The organism is Vibrio sp. Vb0937, assembly GCF_033338855.1.
This window is the reverse complement of sequence record NZ_JAWOTK010000001.1, coordinates 488,209-514,912: the sequence shown is the minus strand read 5'-3', so window position 1 is coordinate 514,912 and position 26,704 is coordinate 488,209. Positions and strand designations below refer to the sequence as shown.

At 43.8% G+C, this 26,704-nt stretch carries 24 protein-coding genes; 20 read left to right on the top strand and 4 right to left on the bottom strand.

Annotated features, from left to right (window positions below; genetic code table 11):
* The first annotated feature begins 618 nt into the window (after positions 1 to 618).
* The 17 genes from malK (at position 619) to R7P67_RS02220 (ending at position 18,751) form a co-directional block, all read left to right on the top strand.
* Positions 619 to 1,737: a maltose/maltodextrin ABC transporter ATP-binding protein MalK gene (malK, locus tag R7P67_RS02300; protein WP_005375271.1), complete on the top strand. Its 1,119-nt coding sequence runs from the start codon at positions 619 to 621 to the stop codon at positions 1,735 to 1,737.
* Between the two features lie 422 nt (positions 1,738 to 2,159).
* On the top strand, positions 2,160 to 3,560 hold the full coding sequence (locus tag R7P67_RS02295; protein ID WP_017821251.1) for an undecaprenyl-phosphate glucose phosphotransferase: 1,401 nt from the start codon (positions 2,160 to 2,162) through the stop codon (positions 3,558 to 3,560).
* Positions 3,561 to 3,570: 10 nt separating this feature from the next.
* A complete protein-coding gene (locus R7P67_RS02290) occupies positions 3,571 to 4,776 on the top strand; it encodes an outer membrane beta-barrel protein (protein ID WP_262652885.1) in 1,206 nt (401 codons plus the stop codon).
* A gap of 12 nt (positions 4,777 to 4,788) precedes the next feature.
* Entirely contained in the window at positions 4,789 to 5,322 is a 534-nt protein-coding gene (locus tag R7P67_RS02285) for a polysaccharide biosynthesis/export family protein (protein ID WP_005375265.1), read from the top strand.
* A gap of 15 nt (positions 5,323 to 5,337) precedes the next feature.
* Complete coding sequence (locus R7P67_RS02280; RefSeq protein ID WP_017821253.1) at positions 5,338 to 7,518, top strand: GumC family protein; 2,181 nt, start codon at positions 5,338 to 5,340, stop codon at positions 7,516 to 7,518.
* On the top strand, positions 7,496 to 8,305 hold the full coding sequence (locus R7P67_RS02275; protein WP_005375261.1) for a putative capsular polysaccharide synthesis family protein: 810 nt from the start codon (positions 7,496 to 7,498) through the stop codon (positions 8,303 to 8,305). The genes R7P67_RS02280 and R7P67_RS02275 overlap by 23 nt, the downstream gene beginning before the upstream one ends.
* 2 nt (positions 8,306 to 8,307) lie before the next feature.
* Positions 8,308 to 9,360 carry a glycosyltransferase gene (locus R7P67_RS02270; protein WP_238967434.1) on the top strand — a complete coding sequence of 351 codons (1,053 nt, stop codon included), beginning with the start codon at positions 8,308 to 8,310 and terminating at the stop codon, positions 9,358 to 9,360.
* Positions 9,326 to 10,573 (top strand): O-antigen ligase family protein, encoded by a 1,248-nt coding sequence (locus R7P67_RS02265; RefSeq protein WP_169628852.1) that lies wholly within the window; start codon positions 9,326 to 9,328, stop codon positions 10,571 to 10,573. Before R7P67_RS02270 ends, R7P67_RS02265 begins: the two co-directional genes overlap by 35 nt.
* A 15-nt stretch (positions 10,574 to 10,588) precedes the next feature.
* Positions 10,589 to 11,422 (top strand): putative capsular polysaccharide synthesis family protein, encoded by an 834-nt coding sequence (locus R7P67_RS02260; protein ID WP_005375258.1) that lies wholly within the window; start codon positions 10,589 to 10,591, stop codon positions 11,420 to 11,422.
* A complete protein-coding gene (locus tag R7P67_RS02255) occupies positions 11,419 to 12,450 on the top strand; it encodes a glycosyltransferase family 4 protein (RefSeq protein ID WP_005385852.1) in 1,032 nt (343 codons plus the stop codon). Before R7P67_RS02260 ends, R7P67_RS02255 begins: the two co-directional genes overlap by 4 nt.
* 8 nt (positions 12,451 to 12,458) lie before the next feature.
* Positions 12,459 to 13,766, top strand: a complete 1,308-nt coding sequence (locus R7P67_RS02250) for an oligosaccharide flippase family protein (protein WP_258469939.1) — start codon at positions 12,459 to 12,461, stop codon at positions 13,764 to 13,766.
* 2 nt (positions 13,767 to 13,768) lie between these two features.
* Positions 13,769 to 14,164: a VanZ family protein gene (locus R7P67_RS02245; RefSeq protein WP_213903453.1), complete on the top strand. Its 396-nt coding sequence runs from the start codon at positions 13,769 to 13,771 to the stop codon at positions 14,162 to 14,164.
* Positions 14,165 to 14,231: 67 nt separating this feature from the next.
* Positions 14,232 to 14,552, top strand: coding sequence for a N(4)-acetylcytidine aminohydrolase (gene yqfB / locus R7P67_RS02240; protein WP_206953498.1), 321 nt, complete (start codon positions 14,232 to 14,234; stop codon positions 14,550 to 14,552).
* 50 nt (positions 14,553 to 14,602) lie between these two features.
* A complete protein-coding gene (locus tag R7P67_RS02235; protein ID WP_017635293.1) occupies positions 14,603 to 15,202 on the top strand; it encodes a TetR/AcrR family transcriptional regulator in 600 nt (199 codons plus the stop codon).
* 151 nt (positions 15,203 to 15,353) lie between these two features.
* Positions 15,354 to 16,388 carry an NADP-dependent oxidoreductase gene (locus R7P67_RS02230; RefSeq protein ID WP_262652880.1) on the top strand — a complete coding sequence of 345 codons (1,035 nt, stop codon included), beginning with the start codon at positions 15,354 to 15,356 and terminating at the stop codon, positions 16,386 to 16,388.
* A 14-nt stretch (positions 16,389 to 16,402) separates the two neighbouring features.
* Positions 16,403 to 17,020, top strand: a complete 618-nt coding sequence (locus R7P67_RS02225; RefSeq protein WP_005375238.1) for a glutathione S-transferase family protein — start codon at positions 16,403 to 16,405, stop codon at positions 17,018 to 17,020.
* A gap of 291 nt (positions 17,021 to 17,311) precedes the next feature.
* Complete coding sequence (locus tag R7P67_RS02220; RefSeq protein ID WP_033906756.1) at positions 17,312 to 18,751, top strand: catalase; 1,440 nt, start codon at positions 17,312 to 17,314, stop codon at positions 18,749 to 18,751.
* A 195-nt stretch (positions 18,752 to 18,946) separates the two neighbouring features.
* Here the strand turns inward: R7P67_RS02220 and R7P67_RS02215 are convergent, their stop codons facing one another.
* The 4 genes from R7P67_RS02215 to norV all read right to left on the bottom strand — a co-directional run bounded on the left by R7P67_RS02215 (position 18,947) and on the right by norV (position 23,053).
* The gene (locus R7P67_RS02215; protein WP_017821261.1) at positions 18,947 to 19,825 is read right to left on the bottom strand and encodes an NAD(P)-dependent oxidoreductase; all 879 of its coding nucleotides are present in this window, start codon (positions 19,823 to 19,825) and stop codon (positions 18,947 to 18,949) included.
* A gap of 184 nt (positions 19,826 to 20,009) precedes the next feature.
* Positions 20,010 to 20,348: a DUF1971 domain-containing protein gene (locus R7P67_RS02210; RefSeq protein ID WP_005375231.1), complete on the bottom strand. Its 339-nt coding sequence runs from the start codon at positions 20,346 to 20,348 to the stop codon at positions 20,010 to 20,012.
* 42 nt (positions 20,349 to 20,390) lie between these two features.
* A complete protein-coding gene (gene norW / locus R7P67_RS02205; RefSeq protein WP_262652878.1) occupies positions 20,391 to 21,539 on the bottom strand; it encodes an NADH:flavorubredoxin reductase NorW in 1,149 nt (382 codons plus the stop codon).
* Between the two features lie 8 nt (positions 21,540 to 21,547).
* Positions 21,548 to 23,053 carry an anaerobic nitric oxide reductase flavorubredoxin gene (norV, locus tag R7P67_RS02200; RefSeq protein ID WP_411912801.1) on the bottom strand — a complete coding sequence of 502 codons (1,506 nt, stop codon included), beginning with the start codon at positions 23,051 to 23,053 and terminating at the stop codon, positions 21,548 to 21,550.
* 190 nt (positions 23,054 to 23,243) lie between these two features.
* Between norV and norR the strand changes: the two genes are divergently transcribed.
* The 3 genes from norR (at position 23,244) to R7P67_RS02185 (ending at position 26,611) form a co-directional block, all read left to right on the top strand.
* Complete coding sequence (norR, locus tag R7P67_RS02195) at positions 23,244 to 24,776, top strand: nitric oxide reductase transcriptional regulator NorR (protein WP_167415892.1); 1,533 nt, start codon at positions 23,244 to 23,246, stop codon at positions 24,774 to 24,776.
* Positions 24,777 to 25,174: 398 nt separating this feature from the next.
* Complete coding sequence (locus R7P67_RS02190) at positions 25,175 to 25,693, top strand: hypothetical protein (RefSeq protein WP_005375218.1); 519 nt, start codon at positions 25,175 to 25,177, stop codon at positions 25,691 to 25,693.
* 267 nt (positions 25,694 to 25,960) lie between these two features.
* Positions 25,961 to 26,611, top strand: a complete 651-nt coding sequence (locus R7P67_RS02185; protein ID WP_005385872.1) for an HAD family hydrolase — start codon at positions 25,961 to 25,963, stop codon at positions 26,609 to 26,611.
* The last annotated feature ends 93 nt before the right edge of the window (positions 26,612 to 26,704 follow it).

The following is a 26,704-nucleotide window of genomic DNA, read 5'->3' as shown; positions in this document are numbered from 1 at the left end:
TATTTCGACATATATCATCTGAAATAATCCAATATGTCTCATCCTCCTAATCCCTACGCCCTTACAATTATGACGTATTTTCGTGATCTAAATCGCCAAGGGTAAGAGACTCAAATCACAAAATGGATAGTTCCTGTGATCGGTTTCAACTTTAGGTGGTGCAATAATGTGATTTCCGACCAACTGCTTTCTTCCTCCTCCTTTTTTACTCCTCCCTTTCTACTCCCCCTACAATTATTTCTATTAGGAGGATGTCGCACTACGCACAATCTTAGAAACTGCAGTCATCCAAGAGTGGATGGTAAGAACCCTTTCCCAGCAGTGCCTACGTATTAGGAAAAAGATTTGCTGGTTTTGCATTGCCAGACGAGTGGAATGTCATTATTAGTGTTGTTTGTGGTAATTATTTCACGGGGGAGACAATACGAATAATGTGGGGGAGAGAAACTCGTACTTGGCTATGATGGGTAGCACTTCTATTCAGGACATTTTATTGAAGTGCTACCCTACTTTTCTTACCAACCGCAAGAACTTACCGATTCCTACTGTTACTGCTCGCTAGATAATTCATATAATGATGAGCGGTGAATAATAAAAAATTGATCGAGGACGAGCTACATGGCGAGTGTCACGTTAAAAAATGTTTGTAAAGCGTATGGCGACGTACTGATTTCTAAGAACGTAGACCTAACAATCAACGAAGGTGAATTTGTTGTTTTTGTAGGTCCATCAGGTTGTGGTAAATCTACCCTTTTACGTTGTATTGCCGGTCTTGAAGACATTACTTCAGGTGATTTGTATATTGGTGACCAGCGCATGAATGACGTCGAACCATCCAAACGTGGTGTTGGTATGGTATTCCAGTCTTACGCTCTTTACCCGCACCTTAACTTATATGACAACATGTCATTTGGCTTGAAACTAGCAAAAGCAGACAAAGCAGAAATCGACAAGCGTGTTGAACAAGCAGCAGAAATCCTACAACTAGGCCACTTGCTTGAGCGCCAACCAAAAGCACTTTCTGGTGGACAGCGTCAACGTGTGGCGATTGGCCGAACATTGGTATCGCAGCCAAATGTATTCCTTCTAGACGAGCCACTATCAAACTTGGATGCGGCACTGCGTGTAAACATGCGTGCACAAATTACTAAGCTACAACGCCAACTTGGTTGTACCATGATCTACGTAACGCACGATCAGGTAGAAGCGATGACAATGGCAGATAAAATCGTTGTACTAGACGGCGGTTATGTATCGCAAGTTGGTAAGCCGCTTGAGCTTTACCATTACCCACAAAACCGCTTTGTAGCTGGCTTTATCGGTTCTCCTAAAATGAACTTCATGAGCGTATTCATTGATGAAGTAGAAGCAGAGCGCGTCAAAGTTCAACTATCTAACGGCGTATCTTTCTGGATTCCGGTGGATGGTACAACAGTTAACCGCGGCGACCGAATGTCTTTAGGCATTCGCCCTGAGCACCTATTATCCGCTTCTGAAGCTGATGCAAGTATTCACGGTGAAGTGATGATTGTTGAGAAGCTAGGTAACGAAACTCAAGTATACCTAAACCTAGAAGGTGCGGACGCCGACGTTATTTTCCGTCAGCCTGACACGCTTGCAGTCGACACTGGCGATAAAATCGAGATCGGTATTCCAGCTCATCGTTGTCACCTGTTCCACAGTGATGGTCGCGCATGCCGCCGCCTATACAAAGAAAACGGCGTAGAAGTCGAATAATTCATTCGTCCTTACTCAAAAAAATCCCTCTCAAGTGAGAGGGATTTTTTTATCTTAATAAATATCAGCAATTCGATACTAAATCATTAATCGTGAACGAATCAAATCACCCGTTTCTTCTACCCTCACATAAACCATTGTCTTTGTACTGATACTTCATTTTTAATACTTTTCCTCATTCCTCATAAGTAAGTACCAGCTTTTTCCTAACCCGCCAAACTTAGCCAAAGGGCTAAATATCATTCTTATTTCCACTTACCTCAACAAAGCAAATTTTTACACTTATCAACGAAATTACACGTGACAAAAAACTCAGCAGCATTCCACAGAATGCTCTGTGCACTAACTACTAATAACGTTCACGACACGGCAATTGGGGAAGACACCCAAGGGCGGTAGCGTGTCAGAAGGGAAACTGAGTCATGAAACAAAAAGGACTTATCCGCTCTCATGAGATGGAGTTCGCTTTTTTATATCGCATCTCAGATCTTGCTGTCATCGTCTCTTTTATGCTGCTTTTAGTGTTCAAAGACATGAATACTGCGATGGGGAAAGATTACGTCATATTGGCTTTCGTTGGAGGCATCTCCTTTCTATTTATGGCAGAAAGCGGCAATCTGTATCGCTCTTGGCGAACCAGTTCGTTTAAAGAGCAGATGTTTATTGTCTGTGTTTCTTGGGCGGTGACTTCTGCACTTATCTTTATTGTGCTGTATTTTTCTGAAGTCCATACCTTATTTGATAACACAATTTTAGCGCTGTGGTTTGCGATTACGCCCGCTCTGCTCTTAGCATGGCGAGTAACATTCCGTACCGGATTAGCCTATTTGAGAAAAAAAGGATTCAACACTCGCACTGCGATCATCATCGGCCAAACTCCTCACGGCATTACCCTAGCTAACGAAATTCAAAACCACACAGAACACGGTGTTCTTTTTGATGGCTTTTACGACGAACGATCTTCCGACAGATTGCCAAATTCTGATTATCCTATTAAAGGAGCTGTTGACCACGCCCTTGAGCGAGCTAAAAAAGGGGAAGTAGATTACGTCTATATCGCGATGCCAATGCACGCAAAAGAACGCATTGCGTCACTTCTTAACCAATTCTCAGATACCACCGCAAATACGTATCTGATTCCCGACTTCTTCACTTATAACCTTTTACATTCTCGTTGGGCGCAGATCGGCCAAGTTCAAACACTAAGTGTCTTTGATACACCTTTTGCTGGAATTTCTTCTTGGGTAAAACGGTTTGAAGACATCTTGTTTTCGAGCATTATTTTGGTCTTAATCGCCCCTATTCTATTCGTCATTGCGATCGGCATTAAGGCAACTTCTAAAGGCCCTGTCATCTTTAAACAACATCGGTACGGTCTTGATGGACGCAAGATTGAAGTCTGGAAGTTCCGTTCAATGACAACCATGGATCAAGGTTCCAACGTGAAACAGGCGACAAAGAACGATCCTCGTATTACGCCTTTTGGCGGATTTCTGCGTCGCACCTCTTTGGACGAACTGCCTCAATTTATCAATGTACTGCAAGGGACCATGTCTATTGTCGGCCCACGCCCTCATGCCGTGGCACACAATGAAGAATACCGTCAGATCGTGGATCGCTACATGCTACGTCACAAAGTAAAACCAGGCATTACTGGCTGGGCGCAGATTAATGGTTATCGCGGCGAAACCGACACCTTAGAAAAAATGGAAAAGAGGGTCGAGTTTGATTTGGATTACATCCACCATTGGTCGGTTTGGATGGACATCAAAATCATCTTTATGACCGTTTTCAAAGGCTTCACTGGTGCTAACGCTTACTAAGGTTAAGATTATGAAGAAACTGACAATGGCAATAGCATTAAGTCTGTTTTCTACTGACTTGCTCGCAGAACCGATGGCTTACCAAACCGAGTCTGGTATAGAGTTGATTCCCCTCGTAAAAACTTTCTACGAGGGAGATGACAACATCAATAAAGCGGAAAAATCCGGCAATGTAGAATCGGTCAATATTTGGGGTATAGAACCAAGCTTACTAGCACGTATAGAACGGAATCGCTATCGCGCAGATATTTTATATAGGTTAAAAGCTGGCTTTTCATCTGACGATCGCAACGACTTCGACGACCACACTTTTCAGTTTTCCAACTTTTTCGAATTTAATCATCGTCATCGTTTAGTGGTTGATTACCGTTTTCGCGCCCAGCATGAAGTTCGAGGAGAAGATATTACCGAAGGTAATGGTAGCGCAATCGACTCACCAATAGAGTTCAACCGTAACGATGTAAAAACCAATTATGTCTTTGGATCTAACGGTGCCAAAGGCAGACTCGAATTCGGTTTAGGCTATAGTGATAAAACCTATCAAAACTATCGTGACGGCTTGCCTGGTCGCCCAAACGCTAAAACTAAATACAACGATTTTCGAGCTCCCAATGCACATTTGGAGTTCTATTTAAGAGCGACGCCAAGAACCTATTGGTTAGTCGGAACAAACCAAATCGTAACCGAGTATCAGCACCGAAATTCTGCGCAGCCATCGAAAGATAACAACACCAGTTTCTATTACACCGGTGCCGAATGGGAAGTCACAGGAAAAACCAAAGGCATCGCTCGACTCGGTTATCAAATCAAAGATTTTGACAGCGCTCAACGAGAGACATTTAAAGGCTTTAGTTGGGATATCGGCTTTGAATGGTTGCCTCAAGAACAAACTCTAGTCAGCGTGAAAACCACTCAAGCGGCGGTTAACCCCGATCAAGATGGCGATTACAACCTACAAACTCGTTACCGACTGAACCTCAAGCACGATTGGAATAGTTACCTTGCAACTCGCTTAGGTGCTGTTTATCAACAAGATGATTACACGGGAATCTCCAGAAACGACGATCGGTACACTCTATCTTTTGGTATCGATTATCAGATCAAACGTTGGATACAGCTGCAAGCCGATTGGCAATACCAAGATAAAAACTCTAGCCGATCGGGTTATAGCTTCGAACAAAACATTTGGACTTTAAGCGCACAGTTTTCTCTGTAAAAAGGATTATTAATGAAGGCATTCATCAAATTCATGAGTGTAGCGTTGTTGCTATTTAGCACTTTGGTCAACGCTGACTCAAACGAGGAAGATTACTTACTCGATACTGGCGATACCATTTCCGTGCAGGTCTATGGTGAAGAAGATCTTACGATTAAAAATATTCTAATAACGTCAGATGGCTATTTTGATTACCCCTACCTTGGCCGAATCAAAGCAATCAAAAAAACACCAAAACAACTCAAGTACGAAATAGAAACGGGCTTAAAAGGCGATTATCTCATCAATCCAAAAGTGATGGTCACCATCAATAACTTTCGTCTGTTTTACGTTAATGGCGAAGTCAGGAAACCTGGTGGATTTGAGTACCGTCCAGGGTTAACCATAGAGAAGGCCATCGCTCTAGCAGGTGGCTTGACCGACAGAGCCTCACGCAAAGGCATTAACCTCACCAAGCATAAAACAGGTCAAACGATGGAAGGGGTCAGTATGCACCGCAACGTTGAACCTGGTGACATTGTATTTATTGACCAGAGCTTCTTTTAAGTGACAGGGAATCAAATGAACGGGACTCATCCAAATAATCTCCAGATGAACAAAGTAGAACTGATTCGTTTTGGCCATCACTTCAAAGCGATTAAAAAGAATTGGCTAAGCATCGCAGCATTCACGCTTCTGTTCTCATTAACTTGTACTTGGTATATCTACTCCAAAGCATCGATATACCAAGCTACAGCTACGCTACTCATCCAAGAGGAGCAAAAAAGCGCCCTTTCAATCGAGGAAGTATATGGCGTCGACACGACAAAAAAAGAGTACTTTCAAACGCAAATCGCCATTTTAAAATCGAATCATATTGCAGATAAGGTCATTAGAGAGCTGAACCTTACCCAATTACCTGAATTCACAAGCTCAGGGGGGTTAAATAAAAAAATCGACCAAATAAAGTCGATTCCTTTTGTTCAAGACCTACTGAATGTGGCACCAAGCCCAAAAGAAACCGCCCAGTTTTCAGAGTCCTATTATCAGGCACTTCAAGCTTTCAGAAGTAAACTCGATATTGAGCCAGTACGTAACACCCAATTAGTCAGAATTCGCTTTCGTTCTATCGATCCTAAGCTTGCGACGACAATCGCCAACGCGGTCGGCCAAGCCTACATTGACGCAAATTTTGAAGCCAAATTGGTCGTTACACAAAATGCGGCTACTTGGTTGACAAATAACTCTCAAAAATTGGAGGAGCGATTACGTAACTCGGAGCAAGCGCTGCAAGAATTCTTGTTAAAAGAAGGGTTGATCGATATAAACGGTATTGATGAAATTTACGCAAATGAGCTAGAAGAACTCACTCGCAAGCTGAATATCGCTGTTAATAAGCGTATTGAAGCGCAGACGTTAATCCAACTGTTACGACGTAAATCTTCGCAAAGTTTAGACAGCTTGTTGTCAATTGATGAATTCGCTAATCAAGCGCAAATCCGCGATCTAAAATTGTCGGAAGCACAGGCAGCCAAAAATCTCTCTGAACTGGCACAGCGCTACGGACCTAAGCATGATCGAATGATTCAGGCGAAAGCACAGCTTGCTGAAATTCAATCAAGAACCCAGCAACTCATCCGGGACATTTCCTTCAGTAAGCAACAAGACCTTCTTGCTGCAAAAGCGCAAGAGGACATGCTTCGAGCAGAACTCGATAACAAAAAGTCAGACTTCCAATCGTTAGGGTCACAAAAAGCGCGTTACGAACAGTTAAAACGCGAGGTTGAATCCAATAAGGCACTCTATGAAGCGTTCTTAAATCGTGAGAAAGAGACCAACGCCACCAGCGACTACAAGAATGTCACGGCTCGCTTTACTGATAAAGCCATCATTCCTCTATTCCCGGTGGCACCACAACGAATCAAACTGGTACTGATTGCCACCTTTTTTGGCTTTGCCATTGCTTGCGCTCTGGTCATCATCTTAGAAACGATGCGAGAAGTTATCCGAAGCACAACCGATGTGCAGGAAAAACTTGGTGTTACGTGTTTAGGTGTGATTCCTATGGTCAAAAAACGCAATTTGCGTAAAAACGGCGTCAGTTATACCGCGTATTTAGATGATGAAGAAAAGCTATTTAGTGAAGCTTGCCGCTCCGTCAGAACCTCGCTTCTGCTCAGATTAACCAACACGAAGCAAAAGATATTGCCCTTTACCTCTGCTATTCCAGAAGAAGGAAAAACATCGACCAGTATCAATATGGCGGTGTCGTTTTCAAAAATGGAAAAGGTGTTGATCATCGACTGCGATTTACGTCGACCTTCCATCGCAAAGCGATTCGGTATTGCTGAATCAAGCCCTGGCTTAACGCATATCCTGACGATGGATACGCCAATCAAAGATTGTGTTACACATATAAAAGAAGCCAACTTAGATGTATTACCGGCCGGCCTAATTCCGCCAAACCCACAGGAATTACTGGCTTCTGATCGCTTTAAAAAGTTGCTCGAACATTTTCAAAATAAGTATGACCGGATCATTATCGATACACCACCCCTACTGTCAGTGAGTGACGCACTTATTCTTGGTCAGTATGCCAATGGTCTGATCACCGTCATTCGCTCAGAATCAACAAAATCATCACTGGTTAACCTTGCGTTATCTAAACAAATACAACACTCAGTTCCATCTCTTGGCGTCTTAATCACACAAGCCAAGGCCAAGGAAGGAGAGACGCTTTATGTCCAGAAATACGCCTACTAACGTAAACCTATCTTGGTACCAAACGTTGAAAAGCCAAGAACAGCCGGTATTGATCTATCAAATGGGCAAAGTAGGTTCGAGTGCATTAGAGCATTCCATTCCTAACTCGATTCACTTGCACGACCTTATGACCGTCGATGCGCAAAAACAAATATCCCCCGTTAGAGCGCAATTGCATAAGCCTCAGATCAATGCGTTAAAGCGACGACTAAAGCGTATAACGATGAGCCATATGTTAAAGCGCAAGAAAAAAGTTCGAATTATCTCGCTGGTGCGTGAACCGATCGGACGAAATGTCTCAATGTTCTTTCAAGCACTTCCTTTTTGGATGGCGGACAAATATCTAAAGGATGACAGCGCAATACGTACCGAACGACCGCAATTACTCCAAGAAGCATTTGATAAGCACATGAATCATCAATATGCGCTGCAGTGGTTTGACAACGAGATCAAACAACTAACAGGGATTGATGTGTTTAACGAGTCTTTTAATCACGAAGTAGGCTATCAAACATACCATAACAATAACTTCTCACTGTTGGTCATTCGAAGTGACAAGCTAACGAAGGCTAACTCCGCAGTTGAAGACTTTTTAGGTTACCCCGTGGATGTTGTTTATGAAAATCAATCAGACAACAAATGGTACTCGCCACTAATGAAAGAATTCAAAACGCAATTTCAACCTACACCCGAGTACGTTGAAGAAATGCTGAATTCTAAATTGACGAAGCACTTTTTTTCAAATGCAGAAATCACCGACCTTAAACAGCAATATCTGACCAATTAATCATGAAAACAAAGATTCTACATATTATTAATGATCTTTCTCAGAACGGCGGTGCTCAGAAGTTCTTAGTCGACCTTGTTTTAGAACATAAGCCTGAATACGAAATCAAAATTTTGGTCTTGTGTGATGAAAATGATTACTTACCAATGCTATCTGCCCAAGGTATAGAGTGTTTTAACTGGCGCACATTGTCATTGAGTGAGAAATTCTCTTTGCTGCGTTGGCCGGATGTCGTTCACGGGCACCTCTACCCTTCCATTTACCTAGCGCTATTGGCGGTAGGTAAAAAACGAATCCAGACTGAGCACTGTTCTTATAACCGTCGACGTGACTATCCGCTGTTTAAGTTCATGGAATACGTCTTGTATTGGGGCCACGACTTGACGGTCAGTATTAGTGAAAAAGTACAAGATGAACTGGTGAAGTTCATGCCTCGCTACCAACACAAATATCACGTGGTGCACAATGGCGTTGATTTAAAAAGGTTTTCTATGACACCAAGATTCGCCAGCCACCTAATCGACAAACCAGTTATCAAGATTGGAATGGTGGGCCGACTTCACCAACATAAAGATCATGAAACGCTTATCCAAGCACTTATCCATTTACCAAGACGATACGAACTCCACCTTGCGGGAGATGGAGAAAAAAAATCGTCACTGCAAGCATTGGCAACAAAAATCAACGTCGCGCAACGTGTTCACTTTCATGGCGTAGTTTCTGACGTTCCAGCCTTTTTGAACGACATGGATATTTACGTGCAATCGTCGCACGTCGAAGGCTTTGGCTTGGCGGCGGTTGAGGCCATGGCAGCAGGCTTACCCGTATTATCATCGGACGTACCTGGTTTGGATGACGTCACCGGACGTGCCGAATATTTATTTCAAGTTGGTAACGCCACTGAACTGAGCCAAAAAGTTCTCCAGCTGTGTGAAAGTGTTGAGCGGTATGACGCTGCAAGTCAATACTCAGTCAATAGGGCCTCTCTCTACACCATCGATAAATTTCGTGAAGGTTACTATGGAATCTACCAGCAGCTTTGCGCCAACAAATAGTTCCGTGCCATCGAGCCATCGCGCCTCATTGCTTGCAGCATGCCTATTAGCATTGTTCTTTATTCCTATGAAGTTTCGTGCTGGAGGAATAGCGCTAGCCCCATCTGACATCGCAAGCCTTTTGTCCATTGGTTTTACTGCATTAGTGGTATTGGAAGGAAAAGCTGAAAAACTCATGCATCCCTGTATGGGGTTCCTCATATTGTTCACTGGGTATGTGTTCATAAATGGTCTGCTAAATCGCGTCCCTTTAATGCCGCTAGTTATAGAAACTGTGCAATGGTTAGCGATTTTGTGCCTACTGAGCCTAATGTACGCCTATGGCGTGTTTGATGACGAACGGGTAATGGTTTATTTCACGTATCTGTTGTTTTTCATCTGTACGCTCGTTGCCTTATGGCACTTTGCTCAGGGCTATCAAAGCGGGTTTAAGTTACTCGGGGTAAGTAAATACGGGTTCGGTGTACTGTGCTCGCTACTGTACCTTTATCGAGATAAAATTCGCGCTTTCCACCTTTTGATGCTCGTAGCTTTAGTATTACTGGTGTTGTCACAAGAAAGAAAAGCGCTACTTGGTTTTTGTCTGCTTTTCTTCTTTGACCAACTGCTCGTAAAAAACTTAATGAGAAAATCGCTCAGCGAAACGTACACGTGGACAATTTTATTAGCTTTGAGCTTCATTGTGTTTACTGCCGTCACAACCACACTCTACGTTGGCTTTGAAACGCTAGCAGACACATTGGAAATAACCCAAGAAGACGTCTTATTTGCCAACCAAAGTGAAGCCCGCTGGGTATCGAATCTTCATAGAAAACTTTTACTTGCCAATGGGCTAGATATTTTACTTCAACACCCAGTGTTAGGTGTCGGCGCGAAAATGTTACCCAACTTTATGATCAGTTACTTTAACTATGATGAGCTGGCGATCTACACCCACAACTTTGTGTTAGATACCGCAATTGAATACGGATTGCTTGGTATCGGTCTGCTGTTTGGTGGTTATTTTCTTTTTATTCGCTTTTGCTTCCGCAGCCTTAATGAAAACAGAAAAAGCCTATTACTTGCGATATACGCCCTCATCATGGTGTTTTTCGTTGCGGTAAACACCACCATAATTTTAATACTCTTGTTACCCGTCATGATCAGCATGAGCAACGACTCACGGGCCATTGCTCATACTTTTCCGGTAAACCATCACCACGAATATGAATAATCAAGGATAGGATAGATGAAGTATTCAATCTCTCGACAATTTGAAAAGAACCGAGAACTCCAAGCTGATAATTTTGTTTTAGTTTACCAAATGGGCAAAGTTGGCTCCTCATCAATTGAGCACACGCTAGGGGAGAAAAATATCCCGAGCTATCACATCCACACCTTTGATGATCACGAAGAATTTCACATGTATCACAATAAAAAAGACGTGAGTAAATTCTTCGACTTCCGAAACCGCGCACTCTATCGCTTAGTGCTCAAGCAGCGAAAACGTATCTTACAAAAACGAGAACAGATTAAAATCGTTACGCTGGTCCGCGATCCAATCGCAACTGTCTTTTCTCGCTTCTTTCAAGATCTCCATTTGCAATTTATCGAAGGCAAAAAGAACGATGCAATTCACCGAGATATGGAAGTCACGTATCAGCACCTCGAGCATTGTTTTGATAACTATATCAATCTCAACTATTTTGCGGACTGGTTCGACAACGAGTTAAAGCGTAATTTCAATATCGATGTGATGCGCCAAGAGCTGGACAACACTCAACCTTTCTTCACATTCCAGAACGATCAGGCCAACGTCATGCTAATCAAATGCGAACAGCTCAGTTCTCTTGATAAAGAAATCGGTGAGTTTCTTGAGTTGCAAGACTTCGTGCTGAAAAACAGCAACGAAGCGAAAAACAAGTGGTACTCCAATATCCACCAACACTTTAAGAATCACTACGACTTCTCAAAACTGTTCTATATGTACGATCTTCCCTTGTATCGCCACGTTTATTCAGAGCAAGAGCGTGATGCTTTTAAACACAAATGGATGCAAACACCAGGGACAAAATCATCATGAAGAAAGTGCTCCATGTTACAGAAGCATTTGGAGGTGGCGTTCAAACCGCCCTCTATAGTTATGTTCACTCATCCAGAGACGAGCCTTATCAGCATTTCTTGCTAGCCAGAGCCCGAGAAAACGACTTGACCAATGAGAACAACCACCACATTTTCGTACAGACAAAGTGGGTAGAAGGCGGCTTGCTTCAATTTATTCGCGATGCAAACCACATGATTGCATCACTTGGCCCCGACGTCGTGCATTTGCACTCGAGTAAAGCAGGATTTCTCGGCCGATTTCTAAAGCTTGGCAAGGCACGCTTGGTTTACACACCGCACTGTTATGCCTTCGAACGTGAAGATATCTCAGAGCTTGCACGCCAGATCTATAAAGCACTAGAGAAAGTAAAACTGAGCAAAATTGATGTAGTTGCAGGCTGTAGCCAACGAGAGTGTGACCTAGCCATTAGCATTGGTGCGAAACGTGCCGAACTGCTCAATAACTACGTGTCTTATCAAAGTGAAGATCGTATAGAGCGAAACAAGCAAGAAGCGCTGAAGCTCGTTGTACTTGGTCGTGTCGCGCCCCAAAAAGATCCTCAGTTTCTTATCAGCACATTGCAGTTCCTTAATCGGTATGCGCTTAACCGCCCGATCGAGATCACATGGATAGGTGGCGGTGACCACGTACTCGAACAGAAATTACGCACTGAAAATGTGGATGTAACGGGCATGCTGCCTCGCGATGAGGTAGTTGAAAAGCTCAAGGGTTCAGACCTTTATCTACATACTGCAGCATGGGAAGGGATGCCGTTAACCATTCTAGAAGCATCCAAGTTACATCTTCCTATGGTTATTCGGACCATCGGCGCAACCAAAGATCTCAACTACCCGTTTTTAGCGCTCACACCTGAAGAAATGGCCAAGCAGATCGCGCATTGTGTCAATCATTATGAAGAGATCGATTTTCGCCAATATACAGCAGAATTAAACGATGCCTTCAGTGAAGAAAAACAGCGCCTCGCACTCAATAATATTTACGGTTAAATGCCCCTATGTTTCACACTGTTCAACAAAAATTACTGTTGATGCCCAGCGGTAAAAAAAGCTTGTTATCTACTGGATTAAAAACCGCAATCACGCGTGTGTTGAGTGCGCTATTTGCTTTTTTACTGACTCTGATTGTATCGAAGACCAGTGACGCTTCGACGGCCGGTCAATTTTTCTTTTTATTCAACCTAGTCTCGCTACTCGCTATCGTTTCTCAGCTAGGTTTTGATGTCTCGTTAGTTCGTTACAATGCGATCGCTTTTAATAACAAAGAGAAGCTTGAACAAAGCCAAAACTATAAAACCGCACTTTATCGAAGTATGGCATTTTGCTTGCTCGCCATAGGCGTTTTGTTGGCAGGGTTTAATCTGTTTCCAGAGCAGCTAAACCAGACTCAATCACCAATGTATGCGATTATTTTATGCTTGCTTTGCATACCTTTCTTGGTGCTTGCGCAAACCAACAGTCGGGTGCTTCAAGCATGTAGAAAAGTCGTATCATCTCTGTTTGCGTTGCAGCTTGGGGTAAGCATGTTGATGGTCATTTTTGTCTTTGCCCTAGACTATATCGGTCAGCAAAATATCAACAATCTAATGACCGCACTGCTTTTAGCGAGCATAGGTGTCGCGGTCATATCTAGTGCCAATTGGCTTGGCTCAGATCAATATCAAACATCGGCTTTCGTACTAAACAAAAAAATGGTCTCTTCTGCCAAGCAAGTCTGGGTTGGCAGTATCTTCACGAATGTTCTTCAATGGGGAAGCCTTGTTATTGCGGGCTTTTTTATCTCAACAGCGGAAATCGGTTTGTTAGCCGCAGCCCAACGCACATCACTACTGATTGGCTTCGTGCTGATTACCATTAACTTTGTGGTCGCCCCGATGTTTGCCTCTCTCTACAAAGAGCGTCAAATGCTCAAACTGCAGAATCTGAGCCGCTTGGCGTGCCGAGCCAATGTTGGTTTAGCGATTGTACCCGTAATTATTTGCACCCTCTTCCCCGAGTTTGTAATGAAGTTTTTTGGTGAGGAGTTTCTCGCCGCGGCGCCACTATTAGTCGTCCTTTCTCTGGGGCAGTTAGTCAATGTTGCGACTGGTTCAGTAGGGTTTTTATTATTAATGAGCGGTCATGAGAGAACCATGAAATACATTACAATTTCCTCCGGTACGGTGTCCATCTGCCTACTTGTTACGCTTTGCCAAATGTTTGGGGTGATTGGTGCAGCGTGGGCAATGGCAATTGGCATGGCTATCCAGAATTTAGCTGCACTGTACTTTGTAAAACGTTACTTAGGCTTCTTTCCAATAGGTTAATTATGGCTTTAATACTGGCACGCACGAGCTTTTTTTTAGTCCTGATGCTAACCGCTTCACTCTCTTTGTGGAAAAGCTCTGACCTACACCATACTGCTTACCTACAAATGGAAACCTACTTAGGCGGATCAAGTACGCTTCACTTTACTTTCAGTTTATTGATCGGCTTTTTATCGGTCTTCACGTTCCCTTCTCTGGTGAGCTCGAATAAAACCGACGTTTTTGGGATTCGTCTTTTGCTACTGCTGTTGGCTATCGTTTCAATGGAAGAAATGAGCCAACTTTTTATTCCAAATCGATCATTTAGTTTTGATGATCTCAGCACCAACTGGATAGGCGTAATCTCAGGTTACTTTAGTGCCAAGTTAATTCGCTTCATCCGCACTCGATCGTTCTAGTAATACAGGAATCTCTGGGGGATTTGGGTATATAATTACGCCAAACAACCAGACTAACGAGTACATCATGCCATCTCATCCAACCAAGATAACTTTTTTTGAATTCTTAACCCCGTTGATCACGTCAGGCAAAAAGACGATAACGATTCGAGATGAATCAGAAAGCCATTACGTTCCCAATACAGAAGTCGAAGTTTTTACCTTAGAAACGAATCGTAAAGTCTGCGATATCAAGATACGTTCTGTAGAACCACTTCACTTTGAAGATATTAATGAGTTTCATGCAGAACAAGAAGCCATCGAACTACCAAAACTCAAGCAGTTAATTCGAGAAATCTACCCAAATACCGACACGCTATTTGTTATTGAGTATGAGCTGATTAAATAACCCACAACAAAGGCTAGACGACTGGTCTAATTCATTCTATAGTACACTTCATGAACGCAAAGACGAATGACACACGCCAACATATTCTCGACGTCGGATACGAGTTGATCGTAAACCGAGGGTTCACGAGTGTTGGTCTTTCAGAGCTATTAAAAAAGGCCGCAGTGCCAAAAGGCTCGTTTTATCATTACTTCAAGTCCAAAGAACAATTTGGTGAAGCGATGATTCAAGACTACTTTACTAAGTATTTTGAGCGTTTAAACGCACGCTTTACCAATACTGAACTGAGTGGCTACCAACGCCTAATGAGCTATTTCGAAGAAATGGTCAAAGTAGAAGACGACGTGTGTAATGCGAACAAATGTTTATTGGTTAAGTTAAGTGCAGAAGTCTCCGATCTCTCAGAGTCAATGCGCTTGGCATTACGCCAAGGAGCAGACAAAACCATTCAAGCGATAGCGGATTGCATTGACATCGGCATTAAAGATGGCTCAATCCCCAATGGTGACAGTGCGTTATTAGCAAGGCAGATATACTACCTTTGGAATGGCGCTAGCTTGCTGAACAAACTTTATCAAGATCAGGCAGCATTGACGCAAAGTCTGACCTATACTCAACACTTACTGCAGAATACGCGCACTTGCCCATAACGGGCGGCGTGGAAGCAGAATGAACACCCTACACACGTTTCACTGTCAGAAAAAGCGTCAGTGTTAACACAGTAAACCTTCCCGCTTTACATAAGCGGGATATTTTGAAACAAATACTAGACGACCGGTCTAATCAACAAGTGAGATAGATATGACTAACGCAACAAATCGCAGAATCGTACTCGCGTCACGTCCCCATGGTGCACCGACACAAGAAAACTTTCGTTTAGAAGAGGTAACGAAACCGACTCCGAAAGAGGGTGAAATGCTATTGAGAACGGTTTATTTATCTCTAGATCCATACATGCGTGGTCGCATGAGTGATGCCGAATCATACGCTGACCCTGTTGCAATTGATGACGTAATGGTCGGTGGTACAGTTTGTCAGGTAGAAACATCAAACCACCCAGATTACGAAGCAGGTGAATGGGTTCTTGCCTACACTGTTGGCTGGCAAGACTACGCTATCTCAACTGGTGAGATGGTCATTAAACTTGGTAAAGAACCGCGAAATCCTTCTTACGCGCTAGGCGTTGCAGGAATGCCTGGCTTTACCGCGTACATGGGTTTACTCGACATTGGTCAGCCAAAACCAGGGGAAACCATCGTGGTAGCAGCTGCTACGGGGCCTGTAGGCGCAACAGTTGGTCAAATTGGTAAAATCAAAGGTTGCCGAGTTGTTGGTATAGCAGGCGAAGAAGAAAAATGCCGTTACGCTAAAGAGGTGCTTGGCTTCGATGAGTGTATTGATCACAGAGCTGAAGACTTTGCAGAACAACTGAGAAATGCCTGTGACAAAGGTATCGATGTTTACTTCGAAAACGTAGGTGGCAAAGTATTCGAGGCTGTAATGCCACTTCTGAATACAAACGCGCGTATCCCACTTTGTGGTTTGATTTCTCAGTACAACGCGACAGAGCTGCCTGAAGGTACCGACCACCTTCCATTACTAATGGGTAAGCTCCTGACCAAACGAATCAAGGTGCAAGGCTTCATCATTTTTGATGATTACGGACATCGTTACGGTGAATTTGCGCAAGATATTAATCAATGGTTGGCAGAAGGAAAGATCCAATACCGCGAACATCTAGTACAAGGACTGGATAATGCGCCAGAAGCATTCATCGGTCTGTTGGAAGGTAAGAATTTCGGCAAACTTGTAGTACAGATTAACGACCCATTATAAAAAGGGATATGTAAATGATTAAACTTCACCACCTCAATCAGTCTCGTTCAAAGCGCATCATTTGGTTACTTGAAGAGCTAGATGTAAATTACGAAATTGTACCCTATGTCCGTGATTCCGTGACCTTCATGGCACCGCCAGAACTAAAAAGTGTTCACCCATTAGGAAAGTCACCAGTTCTTGAAGATAACGGCGAGATTATCATTGAGTCAGGTGCAATGACCGAATATTTGATTGAGAAATACAGTGACGGAGCCTTTGCTCCTGAGCGCGGTACAAAAGCACACACAGAATATTTGCAATGGATGCACTTTGCAGAAAGCTCCGCAATTTTACCTATGCTGCTAAAAATCTTCGTAAGCAAAGAGCCAAATGAAACTCAGTTTTTATCAGGCTATGCCGACAAGGAAGCAATGAATGTACTAGGCTACTTCGAGCAATCCTTAGAAGGCAAAACTTACCTAGTAGAAGAGCGTCTGACTGGCGCTGACATCATGATGTCTTTCATTGTCGAATTGGTTCAAAAGTTTGGTTTAGTTAATCACTTCCCTAATATTGAACGTTATGGGAAACAGCTCGCGACACACCCAGCATTTGCAAAAGCTGAACAACTTGAAGTGAAGTACTCTTAATTACTTCCCCCCTTTCGCCCCTTTGATGACACGTAAAACTTCATTTAAGGGGCGATATTACTAGCATCGCAGACACGCTAACTGGATAGCGCTCCCCCCCAGTCAATCGCTTTCGAGAACGCCGATTGTTATGTCAATCAAGCTAATGTAGTAAATTTCTGATTCTAATATAGTTTCGACCATAGTCACCATCTATTGAATTGATAAGCAATATCAGTTTTCTCCCCCAGCTTTTCCGTAATAACCTCCTCTACAGTTTCTAAGGTATTGAGCCCTGGAGGGGTAAAAAAAATGACAAACAAGAAATTGACTACAGCAGCAGGTTGCCCTGTCGCACATAACCAAAACGTTATGACTGCAGGTCCTCGTGGCCCTCAACTATTACAAGACGTTTGGTTCCTTGAAAAATTGGCACACTTTGACCGCGAAGTGATCCCAGAGCGTCGTATGCACGCAAAAGGTTCTGGTGCTTACGGTACGTTCACAGTAACGCACGACATCACAAAATACACTCGCGCTAAGATCTTCTCTGACATCGGCAAAAAAACAGAACTATTCGCTCGCTTCACTACTGTAGCTGGTGAGCGCGGTGCAGCAGACGCAGAACGCGACATCCGTGGTTTCGCACTAAAATTCTACACTGAAGAAGGTAACTGGGACTTGGTTGGTAACAACACACCAGTATTCTTCCTACGTGACCCATTAAAATTCCCAGACCTAAACCACGCAGTAAAACGCGACCCTCGCACTAACATGCGTAGCTCTACCAACAACTGGGATTTCTGGACATCACTACCAGAAGCATTCCACCAAGTGACTATCGTAATGAGTGACCGTGGTATCCCCGCTTCTTACCGTCATATGCATGGTTTTGGTAGCCACACATTCAGCTTCATCAACGCAGAAAACGAGCGTTACTGGGTGAAATTCCACTTCAAAACTCAGCAAGGCATCAAAAACCTAACTGACCAAGAAGCAGAAGCGATCGTAGGTAAAGACCGCGAAAGTCATCACCGTGACCTTTACGAAGCGATTGAGCGTCAAGACTTCCCTAAATGGAAGATGTACGTACAGATCATGCCTGAGCTAGAAGCGGATGAAGTCAACTTCAACCCATTCGACCTAACACGTGTATGGTCTCAAAAAGACTACCCACTGATCCCAGTTGGTGAGTTCGAACTGAACCGTAACCCAGAAAACTTCTACGCAGAAGTTGAGCAATCAGCGTTCAACCCAGCAGCGGTCGTACCTGGTATCGGCTTCTCTCCAGATAAAATGCTACAAGGTCGTCTATTCGCTTACGGCGATGCTCAGCGTTACCGTCTAGGTGTGAACCACCATCAAATCCCAGTGAACGCACCTCGTTGCCCTGTTCACAGCTACCACCGCGATGGCGCAATGCGCGTTGATGGCAACTTTGGTTCAACACTGGGTTACGAGCCAAACTACAAACAAGAATGGGCAGAGCAACCAGATTACTCTGAGCCACCTCTACGCATCAATGGCAACGCTGATCACTACGATCATCGTGTAGACGAAGACTACTTCAGCCAAGCGGGTGACCTATTCCGTCTGATGAGCGAAGAGCAACGTCAAACTCTGCTCGATAACACAGCTCGCGCAATGGACGGTGTACCAGAGTTCATCCAACAGCGCCACGTTCAACACGCATACCAAGCGGACGAAGCGTACGGCAAAGGTCTTGAAATTGCACTAGGCTTAAACAAGTAAGCGAACGCTGCAATCATTACACTGTGTGATTTAAAGACGAAAAAAAGGAGGTGCTCTACAGCACCTCCTGATTTCAAATCACTAATCCTTAATCAAAAGTCATAAACCATGCTCAAGGAGGTTCATTATGATTAACTTAGATTTCTTTAAGCTCTTTGATACCAAAGAACTGTTTATCTATTACTGATTCATCAACTACTGATTTTTAGCTACCGCTTTGATCAGTACTGATGTATCCATGCGACCTAAACCATCACGTTGAAGGTCTGCGTATTGCTCATCCACTTTCTTAGTCAGTGGAAGTTCTAGACCCACTCGCTCAGCTTCTTGCAGACAGAAACCTAAGTCTTTGCGCATCCAATCAATAGCGAAGCCAAAATCGAACTTGTCTTCAGCCATCGTATTTGCGCGGTTTTCCATCTGCCAAGAACCTGCAGCGCCATGCTTAAGTGTTTCTACAACTTGAGCAATGTCCAAGCCTGATTTTTGTGCTAGCAACAAAGCTTCACTCAGACCTTGTAAAACGCCTCCAATACAGATTTGGTTTACCATCTTACAGCGTTGACCCTGACCGTTTTCACCCAGTAGCGTCATCTGCTTCGCGTACACATCCATCGCCGGAGACACACGGTCAAAAATGCTTTGTTCACCACCACACATGATGGTTAGAACACCATTTTCTGCGCCCGCTTGACCACCAGAAACTGGCGCATCAATAAAGTGATTACCGTACTTAACACACGCTTCAGCCAGCTCAACCGCTAGGTCTGCAGAAGTGGTCGTGTGATCGACTAGCACTGCGTCCGCTTTCAAGCCGACCAGAATGCCCTCTTCACCGTAAACAACGCTACGAACGTCATCATCATTACCCACACAGGTAAAAACGATGTCACAGCCTTCCGCCGCTTCACGTGGTGTTTCACAAGCTACGCCTTGGTATTCTTCAGCCCATTTGTCGGCTTTCGCTTTTGTGCGGTTGTATACTTTGGTTTCAAAGCCCGCTTTACTTAGGTAACCAGCCATTGGGTATCCCATCACACCCAGACCAATAAATGCTACTCGTTGTTTTTCCATTGCACGCTTCCCTTAGTTCACCTGACTGAAATGTTTCGTAACATGCTACTAAAGAATTGAAATCATTACTCGTGATTTCTCTTTCCACGGTCTCGATGATCCAGTATTTCAGTTCGTTTATTGCGCCTTCTACACCCCTTTACTTGACGATTAGCATAACAGTCAAAGCACTTAAAAAGGTTTACTACTGCTTAGCATGGAACATCGCTTGCCCACTCTTGTCCTTGTTCGACCAGAAATTGATGTTGAACTGAGCATCATCGCTCATCTCAATGCGGTGCCAGTACTGCGGTGGACTTGTAGCAAACTGGCCTGCATTAATCACCACCACTACTTCTGCTTCTGTGGCATTTTCATCAGCAAAGCCGTAGTAAGTCACTTGCCCTTCCATGACGCAAAGCTGTCCAAACACTCCCTCAGCGGTATTGTGATGAGTCAGTAGCGCTGGTGGCACATTGTCTTTAGTGAAGAAAGGCGTTGAACGTTGAACAGTCCAGTCTTTAGGAATTCGTAGATGCGACATAATGATACCCTCTCTAATTACAATTCTTTTCGTTTAAATCGGTTAAGCCTGACCGGCTTGAGACAACTCTCGAAGTAATGGAAATGCTTGCGTAACTTGTTCTCCCGTCACGACGAAGCCCATGAGTCGGCTATTTTCATCCTCTGCTTTCGCGGCAATGCCAGTTTGAGAAATCTGCACGCTCCAATTCGTCACCGAACTAAAATCGCCTGCCAATTGAATTGGATAACTCGGTGTTTTGACCTTTACCACCATAGGCGGTAGTTTCAACTCTGCTTCTTGCCCTAGTAGCTGTTTGCCCAAAGCATTGGCACTTAGCACGATCGGTTGGAGATAAGGCATCATTCGACCTTGGATTTCAGCACAATCACCTAATGCGAACACATTGGCTGCTGATGTCTGTAATCGGGCATTCACCTCAATGCCTTTATTGACACTCAACCCACAAGCCTTCGCTAACCAAGTGTTAGCACGTAAACCCGCCGCTGAAATCACTACATCAGCTTCAATTGCTTTACCTTGGCTCAAGCTTGCCACCAGCGAATCATTTGAGTGATTAATCGCAGCAACTCCAGTCTCCAAGGCAAGTTGAATACCTTGCTGCTTAAGTTGGTTCTCCAACGGCAATGCGACGAATTCAGGAATCAAGTTAGCGAGCAAACGGGGATTTGGCTCAACCACCGTAACCGCTTTACCACTGGTTGCGAGATCCATGGAGATCTCGACGCCGATCAAACCACCACCCATTACTAGAATTCGTTTCGCACGGCTAATTTGTTCTTCCGCTAATTGATATTCTTGTAGCGAGTTCAGCGTTATCACCTCAGGTGCTGCATCGCCAGATATTGGTGGCACAAAGGCTTTCGCGCCTGTCGCAAGCACCAGTTTGGAGTAAGGATAGGTTTGGCCGTTGGCGACCACTTGCTGAGCTTGCACGTCGACATGCTCAATCATGGTATGGGCGAACAGTTCGATGTTGTGTTCCTGTGCGAACGCCTCACCACTTTTAACTACCAAGTCTTGGGCGGTTTGCTTGTTGCTGAATACATGACTCAAATCAGGCTTGTTGTATTCCGCGCCATCATCAGCAGTAAACACTTGCAGCGGAATATGTGCGTCCATTCGACGCACTGTTTTCACCAATTGGTAAGCCGCAAAGCCGCTACCAATAATCACAATAGGTGCTTGCATATTCCCTCCTAACCGTTGTATTCAACGAAAACGTCTTTACCCAAGTGACATTCTGGGCACAAGAAGTAATCTGGCACTTCAGACCATGCCGTACCCGGTTCAACGCCTTGATTAGGCTCACCTTTAGCTGGGTCGTACACCCAATTACAAACTGTACACACCATGCATTGACAATCTGCGGGATGCGCCTCGGTACTAGGGTTGCTAGGAGCAGCAACTTCTTCTACCGCTTGTGTTGTCGTTGGCGCAGCGGGTTGTGATTGAACTTGTGGTGCAGACGCAGCAATCGCCGGAGAAGTAACAGAACTTTTCAGGTAATGTCTTGCCCACAATTTCGCGATGTTCTGACCATGTTCGCGACATTCACGCATCGCTTTACCATCTGGTCGCCATTTAGTTTTCAAACTCACCGCGGTTTCAAAACCTGCATCAGTCAATCGAGCATGGATACGATCCACCGCACCACCGTTCCAACCGTAGCTACCGAACGCAGCGGCTTTCTTCGCTTTAAAGCGCAGACCGGTAATTTCTTCTAGCATGCCTGCGATCTTCGGCATCATGACGTTATTCATCGTAGACGAACCAACCAAGATACCTTTTGAGCGGAATACATTGGCGAGAATTTCATTCTTATCGTGCTTAGAGACATTAAAGACTTTGACCGCCACACTAGGGTCGACATCGTGAATGCCTTGCGCAATGGCATCGGCCATCATTCGAGTGTTGTTTGACATAGAATCGTAGAAAATCGTAATGCGATCTTCTTGATAATTGTCTGCCCACGCCAAGTATTGCTCGATGATTTGAACCGGATTATCGCGCCATACAATACCGTGTGACGTTGCGATCATGTCGACAGGCAAGTTGAAGCTCAGCACTTCTTTGATTTTAGCGGTTACCAAGCTGCTAAATGGCGTTAGGATGTTTGAGTAGTAACGCAAACATTGCTCCATCAATTCATTTTGGTCCACTTCATCATTGAAAAGACGTTCATCGCAGTAGTGCTGACCAAATGCGTCGTTACTGAATAGCACCGCATCGCCCGTTAGGTATGTCATCATGCTGTCCGGCCAATGCAGCATTGGCGCTTCCACAAACACCAGTTGCTTGCCATTACCGATATCGATACTGTCGCCCGTTTTTACGGTTTTGAAGTTCCACTCGGGATGGTGGTGATGACCAACGATGGAGTCAATCGCCGCTTCTGTACAGTAAATTGGCGTGTTCGGAATCTTCTCCATCAATGCAGACAATGCGCCCGAGTGATCTTCTTCTGCATGGTTTACCACGATAAAGTCGATAGACTTAAGGTCGATTTCCATCTCTAAATTTTGGATGAATTGTTGACTGAATCGATGATCGACCGTATCAATCAATACGGTTTTCTCTTCACGAATTAGATAACTGTTGTAGCTGGTACCTTTTGTCATTTTGTATTCTGTACCGTGGAAGTCTTGAACTTCCCAATCGCGTTGACCTACCCAGTGGATGTTGTTTTTTACGTGAATTGTCATAATTACTACCTTGAATGACGAGATAAACAAAAATAATTTCTTCTTGTATTGCACTGGGCGTGCCAACTTTTAATTGCTATATATTTCAATATCTTAATTAAAACCCAACTTCAATGGCTGTCATTTAGACACAGTTGAAAATTGTCATTTAGACACTACAATAGTCATATTGACACAATCGGTATTGGCTATGACTTCTTTAATCGCGCAATGGCTACACATCACGCAAGACCTTAACTCGGCGCTCACTCAACAGGCTCGCTTTGACACGTTATTAACCACAATTCGAGAGGTATTGAAGTGTGACTCTTCTGCCCTTCTTTTTTATGAAGACCAGCACTTTAAACCTTTAGCGATCAATGGATTGGCGAAAGAGGTCCTTGGACGCCGTTTCTCCATTGAGCAGCACCCAAGATTAGAAGCCATTGCCCGAGCAGGCGATATCGTGCGCTTTCCCTCCGACAGCGACTTACCTGATCCATACGATGGCTTGATTCCAAACCACGATGACAAACTGCATGTCCATTCCTGCATTGGTTTACCTCTGCTGATCGACGATCAACTGATTGGTGCCATTACGATTGACGCCTTCGACCCCAATCAATTTGATGGGCTACGCAACCAAGAGTTACGTTTTGTCAGCGCGTTGGCAGCAGGTGGCCTACACACTGCACTCCTACTAGAACAGCTAGAGACACAAGCGAGCCTGCCACGCGACTCTTACGCCGAGAAACGCACCTTAAGTAATGAAATCATTGGTAACTCTGTGGGCATGAAAAATCTTCAAGAGCAGATTGATGCAGTCGCCGATACTGAATTGTCTGTGCTAGTGATGGGAGAAACGGGCGTGGGTAAAGAGTTGGTTGCGAGCGCTATTCACCATCGCTCTAGTCGCTCTAGCAATACTTTGGTTTACCTCAACTGTGCGGCGCTGCCGGAATCAGTCGCGGAAAGCGAGTTGTTCGGCCATATCAAAGGGGCTTTTACAGGCGCAATCAGTAATCGAAAGGGTAAGTTCGAACAAGCCGACGGCGGCACACTGTTTTTGGATGAAGTCGGGGAACTGTCGTTAGAGCTGCAAGCCAAGTTACTTCGAGCCCTTCAATACGGCGACATCCAACGTGTGGGTGATGACCGCCATATTCGAGTCAACACACGCATTGTCGCCGCCACCAATCGTATATTGCATGAAGAAGTGACTGCTGGTCGCTTCCGAGCCGACTTATATCACCGCCTAAGCGTCTTCCCGCTTCATGTTCCACCTCTTCGTGAACGTGAAGACGATGTGGTGTTGTTAGCGGGCTTTTTCGCCGAACGCTTAAGAAGCAAATTGGGATTGAACAGCATTCGTTTGTCTCCCACTTTGGTGCAGGCACTCAAAGACTATTCATGGCCAGGCAACGTGCGAGAGCTTGAACATGTCATTAAACGTGCTGGTGTTTTGGCAAAGGCGCGTACTCACGCCATGGACATTGAGTTAGTTGAGCAAGATTTTGATATTCGAACGCCGAATCAGAACATCAAGAACGTTGAAAAAACGGAACAAAAATCTCGGCTTGAGCTACCAGAAGGCGGATTAAAGCCTGCCACAGACGCCTTCCAAAAAGCGATGATTGTTCGAGCTCTGGAAAAAAACCAAGGCAACTGGGCAGCAACGGCACGTCAGCTTGAATTAGATAACGGCAATTTGCACCGATTAGCAAAACGGCTGGGGATAAAATAGACACTAACGAATATCACCTAATATGGCATATTCATCGCCAAATAAAGAGCCGATGCCCAACCGCTCACTCAGCCCACTATAAGTAGTGAGCTGAGTGCTCAGATAGAATAGCCACCTAAGTTTGACGGTATTTTCTTCTAAATTTTATTGTCTTGAACCACCTCACAGATTTAATAACCCTTAACAATAAACACAATAATAGTTAAGGTATTTTTATGAGCCAGATCTAATAAAATTAAATATATAGTATTTATTTTAAGAATCTAAACTTTCAAAGTTCATCATAATAAATACAACCTCTATGTATACACTTTACCTTCAAAAAACATCAAAATATAATCCCTTCGATAAAAACACTTAAATGAATTTAACTGTATAAAAGTGAGGAGAATAAAAATATGGGATATGGGGCGACAGTATATTCATTAGATACTGAAAAGGTTTTTAACGTACTAAAGAATGAGCGTAATCCAGAGCTAGAAAAAGCCATCATGGAAAGGTGTCAAGACTCCTTTAAAGTGATTAATGAAATGCTGGAAAGTAGTGGCGAAAGCATCCGAGCTGAAGAGCTTCTTATGCAAATGTTGTCTGAAGAGATAAAATACAGTCACTTGGGTTACGCCTATGCTTACTTGCTTGAAGCTATATGTAAGATAACTGGTTATTACTTATCCAATAACTCTTGGTATCCTTGCGATGTAAACGATTTCTGCGATATTCCATTCACTAATACCGATTATCCTATAAAATTCCCATTCCCTGACGATTTCCCTGTTGTTTTTATGATAAAAAATCAAGATATTCACCAAGATAACGTTGACTTCGGAGGCTTATCAGAGCAACAAATATCTGAAGTCAAGAGCTGGTACACTCATGCAGTCGTAAACAATCGTGATTTGGTATTATTTTATTATTAATTTTAACTATTAATAAATTATCCAATAGTTAAAATAACAATAGAATATTAATAAAACTCTAGCTTATATTAAGATAGAGTTTTATCTATTTAACTGAATTTTATAATTTTAAAAACATTATATTTCACACCTAATTTATAGACTCTGTGTATAGTGTGTTCAGAGGCAATGTGAACTCATAGGATCAAAATCAAGTTCTAATTTTTAGAAGAAAAACCGATCTGCTTGTGTCAAAATGCGCCATCCCAACCAAAAAGTCTTAATGTAATGAACTACCAAGCTGCTATTTTTGATATGGATGGTTTGCTCCTTGATACTGAGCGCGTCTGTATGCATATTTTCCAAGAAGCATGTGAAGCCCAGAACCTACCCTTCTATAAAGATGTTTACCTTTCAATCATTGGTCGCAATGCAGCGGGCATTGAAGTGATTTTTCGTAAAGCTTATGGGGATGATCTTGACCGCTTACACCAAGAGTGGCGCGACCGTTACGACGCTGTGGTTAAGCACCAAGCGATACCGGTAAAAGAAGGGGTGATTGAGCTGCTTGAGTGGTTGAAAGGCCAAGGGTTGCCAATTGCAGTCGCCACTTCTACAGCAAAAGAAGTGGCACAGAAGAAGTTGGAGTTAGCGGGCCTAAGCAAGTATTTCGACAACTTAACGACAGGCTGTGAAGTGTCACACGGCAAACCTGATCCAGAGATCTACCTGCTTGCAGCAAGTCGTCTAAGCGTAGATCCAACCAAATGTCTCGCCTTTGAAGATTCAAATAATGGCGTACGTGCTGCGGTAGCAGCGAACATGATCACTTATCAAATTCCTGATCTGGTTGAGCCTTGTGACGAAATAAAGCAATTAGGCCATACTGTCGCACCTTCACTGCATGATGTGTTGCACACGTTAAAACAAACTCGCTAGGTTTACTTGTCGTCTGTTCTCTAGAAGCTCAGCAATTTAGCTGAGCTTCTTTCTCGAAACCTCTCCAATACCGTAAAACCAAACAATTCTTCC